This is a genomic window from Nocardia sp. (assembly GCF_025465275.1).
Taxonomy (GTDB): domain Bacteria; phylum Actinomycetota; class Actinomycetes; order Mycobacteriales; family Mycobacteriaceae; genus Nocardia.
In genome coordinates, this window is the sequence record NZ_JAODNK010000211.1 from 42,718 (window position 1) to 50,174 (window position 7,457).

Below are 7,457 nucleotides of genomic sequence, written 5' to 3' on the forward strand. Positions count from 1 at the left end.
CGGTGATGCGGCGTTTCCTACGCCCGGCGCGAATGGTGAAGGGGCCCAAGGCACCTGCGGTGACCGAGCTACGACTGCAGCCCCCGACCGAGCTGCCCAAGCCGGTTCCCGCTTCGCGGCTGAAAATGATCATGCCGGTGGTGATGTTCGCGGGCATGGCCGGGATGATGGTGCTGATGTTCCGAAGCGGGTCGGTTTCACCGACCATGCTGTTTTTTCCGGTGATGATGCTGGTCTCGGTGTTCAGCATGGTGGGCGGGGCTTTCGGCGGTGCGGGTGCCGCGGCGCTCAACGAGGAGCGCAAAGACTATCTGCGCAGCATCTCCGAGAACCGCAAAACCGTGCACAAGTCGGAAAACGAGCTCCACGCCTACCTTCGGCACACCCACCCCGGTCCCGCGGAACTCGCGAGATTGGTTGGTGGCAAACGGATGTGGGAGGTGCAGGTCGCCAGCCAGCAATTTCTGCGGGTAAGGGTGGGCCGGGGCCGGATCGCGAACCAGGTGCGGGTCATAGTGCCGGAGGCGGCGCCGCTTTCGGATCTGGACCCCGTGGGTGTGGTCGAACTGACGCGGTTCGCGAAGGCATATTCGACTGTCGGCGGCATGCCGGTAGCGATCAATCTGCTGTCGGCGCCGCTGGTGGGTCTCGACGGTCCCGCTGACGTGGTGGCAGGTCTGGTGCGGGCGATGATCGCCGAGGTGGCGGTCCTGCATGGGTCCGATCAGGTCGCGGTCGCAGCAGTCGTGACGGATCCCGATGCACCGCAATGGAATTGGCTGAAATGGTTGCCGCACACGCAGCATCCCAGCGATACCGATGCAATTGGGACCAGCCGGATGGTGTACCGCACCGTTGCCGAATTGCGAACCAAGCTGCTCGCGGGGCTCAACCGCGGACCCTTCTCACCCAACAATCAGCCGACACTGGATCGCAAGCACTACATCCTCATAGTCGATGTCGACGGACCGGCCAGCGACCGGGATATTTCCGGCGTCGACGGCTGCACCTGGTTGCGGCTGGGTCATATGGAGCAGAACCTGCCACGGGAATTACGGTTCATCGTCGATAGCGATCTTTCTCTGTCCGAGATCACCCAGCGTGGAACGAGACGGGTCGGGGTCGCGGATGACATGTCGGTCCCGGCGATCACAGCGTTGGCGCGCAGTATTTCCCCATACCGCCTCTCCAGTGTGGTCGAGGTGGTAGCGGCCGAACAGGCCGGAGGCGTCTCGTGGGCAGAGATGCTGCGCATCCCTGATGCCGGCGCTGTACGTGTGGACCGCCAGTGGCGGCCGCTGCGTGATGTGGACCGGACACGGCTCAATATTCCGTTCGGACACGACCCGGCCGGCGGTGTGGTGTATCTCGACATCAAGGAGTCCGCTGAAGAGGGGATGGGTCCGCACGGTATGTGCATCGGGGCCACCGGATCCGGGAAGTCGGAATTCCTCCGGACGCTGGTGCTCTCGGCCGTGGCGACGCACGCGCCGGACTATTTGAATCTGCTGCTCGTCGACTTCAAGGGCGGTGCCACGTTCCTGGGGTTCGACCGACTGTCGCACGTCACGGCCGTGGTCACCAATATGGAGGAAGAGGCCGATCTGGTCAGCCGCATGGAAGATGTGATCAGCGGCGAAATGGCGCGGCGGCAACGGATTTTGCGCGATGCCGGCAACTTCGCCAGCGTCGCAGACTACGAGCGAGCTCGTGAACAGGGCGCGAGGTTCGAGCCGTTGCCGACGCTGCTGATCATCCTCGACGAGTTCGCCGAACTGCTCGAGCAGTACTCGAACTTCGCCAAGCTGTTCGTTGCTGTCGGGCGCTTGGGCCGGTCGCTGCGCATACACTTGCTCCTGGCCTCGCAGAAGGTGCCGACCAGCCGAATGGGCGAACTGGAGGCGCACCTTTCGTACCGAATTGCGTTGCGTACCAACCAAACCAGTGATTCCCGCGATGCTATCGGGACCGCCGATGCCTACCATCTGCCGAAGAAGCCGGGATCCGGATACTTGCGTGTAGGATCCGGCGAATTGCAGCGGTTCCAGGCAAGTTACGTTGGATCTTCGTATGTCGCACCGGCGCAGGTGTCAGCCCTGGGCGCGGCACGGGCGCGTCGTGCCGGAGGGGGATACCGCCCACCGCAAGAGTTCACGGCCGCTCCGGTCGCCGATATGCGGCCGGTGGAGGTCTCCGAGCCCGATCCGGTGGTTTCCGATACTCCGGAGACCGAACCGGTAAGCGTGATGGAGACGGTGCTACAGCAACTGGCGGGGCACGGCAAACCGGCGCACCGGATGTGGTTGCCACCGTTGAACACCCCTACAACACTCGATCAGCTGATACCCGGGGTGACACCCGGTGCGTTGCAGGTGCCGCTGGCGATCATCGACAAGCCGCGCCAGCAACGTCAGGACGTCTGGTCGGTGGATCTGTCCGGGGCGGGTGGCCACGTCGCGGTGGTAGGCGGACCGCAGTCGGGGAAATCGACAGCGTTGCAGACCCTGGTTCTGGCTGCGGCAATGACTCACACCCCTGAGCAGTTGCAGTTCTACTGTCTCGACTTTTCCGGAGGCCTGTCGGGATTGCGGGACCTCGCTCATGTGGGATCGGTGGCGGCGGCCCGCGAGGTTGACCGGATCCGGCGCACATTCGCATTGGTCACCAATCTCATTGCGCATCGCCAAGTCTTGTTCTCCGAGTTGGGTATCGATGGCATGCGAGAGTTCCGGCGGCGGCGCAGTTCACCGCGCGAGTCCGCTGAGCTGACGGCGCGGGGGGATCGGCACGGCGATGTGTTTCTGGTAGTCGATGGGTGGGACCTCGGGTTTGCGGTCACCGGGCCGTTTTTCGACGAATACCTGCCTGTCGTGGAGTCGATTGCGCTGCAGGGGCTGAACTATGGGGTACATCTGGTGATCAGCAGTTCCCGATGGGCCCCGATACGGTCGGCGATCAAAGATCTCCTGCAAACCCGCGTCGAGATGCGACTGGGCGACCTCACCGATACGGTCTTCACCGCGCACCGGAGTGTGGTCACCGCGATTCCGGCGAATCGTCCAGGCCGTTGCGTATCGACCGAAGCGCTGCACATGTTGGTGTCGTTGCCTCGAATCGATGGGGTTCGCGATGCGGAGACGGCCGGTGTGGGGCTCGCGGCAGCGATCGATGAGGTCAACCGCTCATTCTCCGGTCGCAATGCGCCAGAGGTGAAGCTGCTACCTGACCGGATCGGTCTCGACGAGATCCGCATCGGCCGAGACCAGCCGACGACTCTGGCGCAACGCCTGGTTGTCCCATTCGGTATTCGCGAATCCGACCTCAGCCCCGCCATGATGAATTTCGGAGTCTCTACCCACATGATCGTGCTCGGTTCTTCCGGATGCGGTAAGTCGACGGTGCTGGCATCCTTGCTGGAATCCATTCGCCGTCAGTTCGACAAGGATCAGGCCCGTGTACTGCTGATCGACTATCGGCGCCGTCATCTGGACGCCGTGCCCGCCGATATGTTGATCGGTTATCTGACGAGCGAGCGCGACGTAGCCGAGGGATTACCGTCGTTCGTGGACAAGATGCGCAGCCGCCGCGCGCCGATGGGTGTCACATCGCAACAGCTCAAGCAGCGCTCGTGGTGGACGGGCCCGGAGATCTTTGTGGTTATCGATGACTATCACATGGTGGTCCAGCGCAGCATGATGAGCCCTCTGGAACCGTTGAAGGATGTCATTGTCGATGCGCGTGACACCGGATTACACATCATCGCCGCGCGGAACATCGCCCAGGCCGACAGCGCACTGTATGACAACGTCCTCGGGCAGATGAAGAATCTGAACTCGTCGGGTCTGATCATGGATGGGTCGAGATCGGATGGGATGCTCCTGGGTGATGTGAAACCGACCAAACAACCGGTCGGGCGGGGGATTTTCATCGAGCCAATGATTTCGCGCCGCGATTTGGTTCAGGCGGCTTTGCTGCCGTCTCAGGACTGATGGACGACGATCAACGGGTACCCCCAGTGCTGGGAATAACCTAGCGTTTCTCGTGTAGCGCTCACATCGAGCGTGCTCTTGGGAGGAGACGATCCATGGCCCTCGATATCATCCCAGATCAGCTTCCGGGTGTCAGTGCGAATCAGACTGCGAACGCGGCAAGTCTGGCGTCGGTGACAGGCTCCTGCGGGGCTCGATCTGTTCCTGTCCCGGCGGCCGCGGATCTGGTGAGCGCTACTGCCTCAATGGCATTCGGGTTCTATTCGATACCCTATTACATGAGTACATCGGTCGGGATCGATTATCTGACCGAAGGTGCACAGGTGCTTTGCCCTATCAGTGCGACCTATCTGACCGCAGATATGCTTGGGGGTGCCGAAGTCGGCTCCCGAGCTGCCAGTGTCCTGGCGTAAAGGAATTTGTCATGCCTGCGCCGCTGTCGTCGCTGGAGTTGGCGTTCGATCTAGGGCTCTCCGAATTGGCCAAGCGGACCAGTCTCCTGGCCAATGTTGTCGAATTTGTGACGTTCATCGCCACCCCACCGGAGGCGAATGCTGCTTCGGTTCTGAACGGACCGGGAATGGCGCCGATGCTGCAGACCGCGGTTGCCTACGCTTCCATGGCCGGGGCGCTTGGGACCGCAGCCGATAATTTGGATGGGTCGACGACAGTCTTATCGGCCGCATGGCCGAGTGGGATACAACCGCAGGAAAGGTTCCGTCTCCATGCCGGCTGGCTTCGTGAACAAGCCGCTGTCGCCGCTCAAGCCGCCAAAGCGGCGGAGGAGGCGGCCAGTGCCTATCAGGCCGCACAGGCGAGCATGGTCGAGATATCCGCCGAATTGATCGTGAATCATGTGACACAGGCCGCGCTCCTTGCGACGAACATGGGTCAGAATGCGATACCCCTGGCTCTCAACGAGGCCCACTACGGGGCCCTCTGGGCGCGGGCCGCCAGCACCATGATGATCTATGCTGGCGCGACTTCTACGGCCCTGCAGTCGATTTCGTCACCACAGCCTGCCCCTTCCATTACCAGTCCGGGGGGCGCGGCCCAGTCGCTGCCGGCGGTGCTGGCCGACCTGGCGCGTTCGGGCGGTGCGACTACGTCGGTTGTGCCAGTGGGAAATCCGATCGGTGGAGCGATGACGGGGGTGGCTACACCGATGCCGGCTGCGCCCACATCAGCTCCGGCGCCTCTACCGACTTCCGGACCCACCTCGGTGGCTCAACCCGGCTCTCAGTTGCCGAGCACGGGCGCTGTGGATCCCGGTTCGCAGACCGAACCCCAAGCGGCGCAGGGTCCTTCCGATCAGCAGGCTCCTGCGGACGCGGGTGCCAATGAGTCCAGTGACGGGCAGGGGAGTCACCAGGGCTTCTTCGGAACCTCGCCGTCCTCGTCGACTCTGGCGGGATTGAATGGCGGCGTCGGTAGCTCGGTTGCCCTGGGCATGAGTCGTGGCGGGCTGGCATCGGTGTCTGGTGCCTCGAACGGGTTCCGAATGCCGGCGAATTGGGCGCGACGGCCGGGCGGAGTGTTCGGGGCAGCAGCCGGCGAGCCCGAGCCTGCTCCTGTGGTCCGTGGGCCGGCGAGCGGTACCAGTGCACCGGATATGTTGCGGCGCCGTCGGAACGGCGACAACAAACGGCCGTCGAAGGTTTACGTCCCGGGCGCGCCGGAAGAGATCCCCACATTCGAAAGTCAGCCCGTCATCGGTGTCATCGAATACGAGGACGCTGAAAGCTATGAAACTTCCTCGGCGAATATCTGAGGCCGAGAAGGATCCAATGAAAGGAATCGGAAATGGCATCGACGCCGATCACTAAGGTTGATACTGTATTTATGCAGACAACCGCAGGAAATATAGACACACACCTCACTGAAATCAGGACACACCTGACAAGGTTGTCGACGTTGAAGGCTGAGTTCAACGGCGCCGTACGCGGAAGTACGGGTAACGCGATCCAGGGTTCCTTTGAAAAAGCCGAATTGGCGGGAAATAATGTAGCCACGAAATTGGAGGACATTTTGAATAGCCTCAAAAGGGCTGGTATCCAATACGATTCCACCGCGGCGGAAGCCCGTGGGCGACTTGCGGCAGACAATGCCGATTCGGCATCTAGCCTGCAAGGCCTGCGCGGTGTCGAGCAGGGGCTCGTTGATAACCATAGCTGGCAGTAGTCAATTCTATATTTAAATCGAAGGGGTCAGATAATGGATTCGCAGATTCACAACGACTATCCGATGGTTGCCGACCTTGGTAAGCAAACATATGCAGTTACGATATCGATGACCGATGAGGCCGGGGTTATTAAGAATTTGAAGCAGTCTATCGTCGAAACGATGGTGGGCAGTGGTGTAAGTGGCTTCGATGATGTGCAATCCCATTGGGAAGGCATGATATCGAACTATGTTCAAAGCATCGACTCTCTCAACAGGAACATCTACACCGTTTGCGGACCGGATGGCTGGGTGCAGGAAGGCGATAACGCTGTGGCTGGCCTCTTTAGGATCTAGTAGGGCTGATCGGTGGTTTGCACTCCCGTATCGGTCGACCTGAACGTCGATGCCGCCCTGTTGCTCCTGCGACTGGTCGGCATCGACTCGTATCCGCTGGTGCTTGCGCTGATGCCGAACATCTTTCTGGTTGCAGACCAGGGGCGGGTCGACGCCGTCGTTGCGGAACAACTCACCCAACTGGGTGTCCTCGACGATGGGAGGGTGCACCCGACCATAGAACACTGGCTTCGGTGCTTGTACAGGCCCGATGTCGAGATGGCTGCGCGCGTTGTCGACACCAGGGCAGACGGCATACCGGAGACGATGCTGCGGATGGCGCTTGTGCGTTGCGGAGATGACCATGTACTCGCTTTGCGCTGCGACGACGAGGTCGTCATTCAGTCGGTGCATCAGGAAGACAACCAGTTGAATGCCGTCGGCGCCGCGTTGAAGGTGGCGCTCGGCTCTTGCCCTCCAGCGCGATTCGAGCCGATGACCGCGACACTGGAGCAGTTTACCGAGGTGCCCTCAGAAGAGGACGAAAGGCGAAGGGCGCTCACGGAATTGGGTGCGACCTCCCGGACGGTGGCAGTGCTGTGCCGGGCGTTGGGCGAGATCACACGCAGGGCTGAAGTGGTGATTATCGAGCATCACGACGGTGCCACCGCGAACCCGGAACTCGGCTTGGTCGTGCTCGACACGAGCGCGGGACGCATCGTCGTGACACCGCGGCTCGGGATGGACGGCGAGGTGCGGTCGACCTATGCGCCAGGTGACGACAGCGCACTGCGCGCAGGTGTGCAAGCACTGGTCGAGTTGTTGCCCGGCCGGAGCTGGTTCGGTCCGACCCGGAACTGATTGTTCCGCAGGAATTTCGAGAGGATGAGAAATGGATGCAGCACCGAGCGAATCCGGGGCGTCCGACCGGGCTCGGGGCTACGACGCCTTCTTCGATCCGGTCGGCCGGTC

Annotated in this window: 6 protein-coding genes; all 6 read left to right on the forward strand. The window is 61.7% G+C overall.

From position 1 onward, the window contains the following. Positions 1-59: 59 nt before the first annotated feature. The 6 genes from eccCa (at position 60) to JWN03_RS42260 (ending at position 7,346) form a co-directional block, all read left to right on the forward strand. A complete protein-coding gene (eccCa, locus tag JWN03_RS42235; protein WP_297628029.1) occupies positions 60-3,989 on the forward strand; it encodes a type VII secretion protein EccCa in 3,930 nt (1,309 codons plus the stop codon). A gap of 95 nt (positions 3,990-4,084) precedes the next feature. Further along, a complete protein-coding gene (locus JWN03_RS42240) occupies positions 4,085-4,402 on the forward strand; it encodes a PE domain-containing protein (protein ID WP_297628031.1) in 318 nt (105 codons plus the stop codon). A 65-nt stretch (positions 4,403-4,467) separates the two neighbouring features. Continuing rightward, positions 4,468-5,760, forward strand: a complete 1,293-nt coding sequence (locus JWN03_RS42245) for a PPE family protein (RefSeq protein WP_297628032.1) — start codon at positions 4,468-4,470, stop codon at positions 5,758-5,760. A gap of 32 nt (positions 5,761-5,792) precedes the next feature. Then, positions 5,793-6,170, forward strand: coding sequence for a WXG100 family type VII secretion target (locus JWN03_RS42250; protein ID WP_297628033.1), 378 nt, complete (start codon positions 5,793-5,795; stop codon positions 6,168-6,170). A 33-nt stretch (positions 6,171-6,203) separates the two neighbouring features. Next, on the forward strand, positions 6,204-6,506 hold the full coding sequence (locus JWN03_RS42255; protein WP_297628034.1) for a hypothetical protein: 303 nt from the start codon (positions 6,204-6,206) through the stop codon (positions 6,504-6,506). 12 nt (positions 6,507-6,518) lie between these two features. Beyond that, on the forward strand, positions 6,519-7,346 hold the full coding sequence (locus JWN03_RS42260; RefSeq protein WP_297628035.1) for an ESX secretion-associated protein EspG: 828 nt from the start codon (positions 6,519-6,521) through the stop codon (positions 7,344-7,346). Positions 7,347-7,457: the final 111 nt, after the last annotated feature.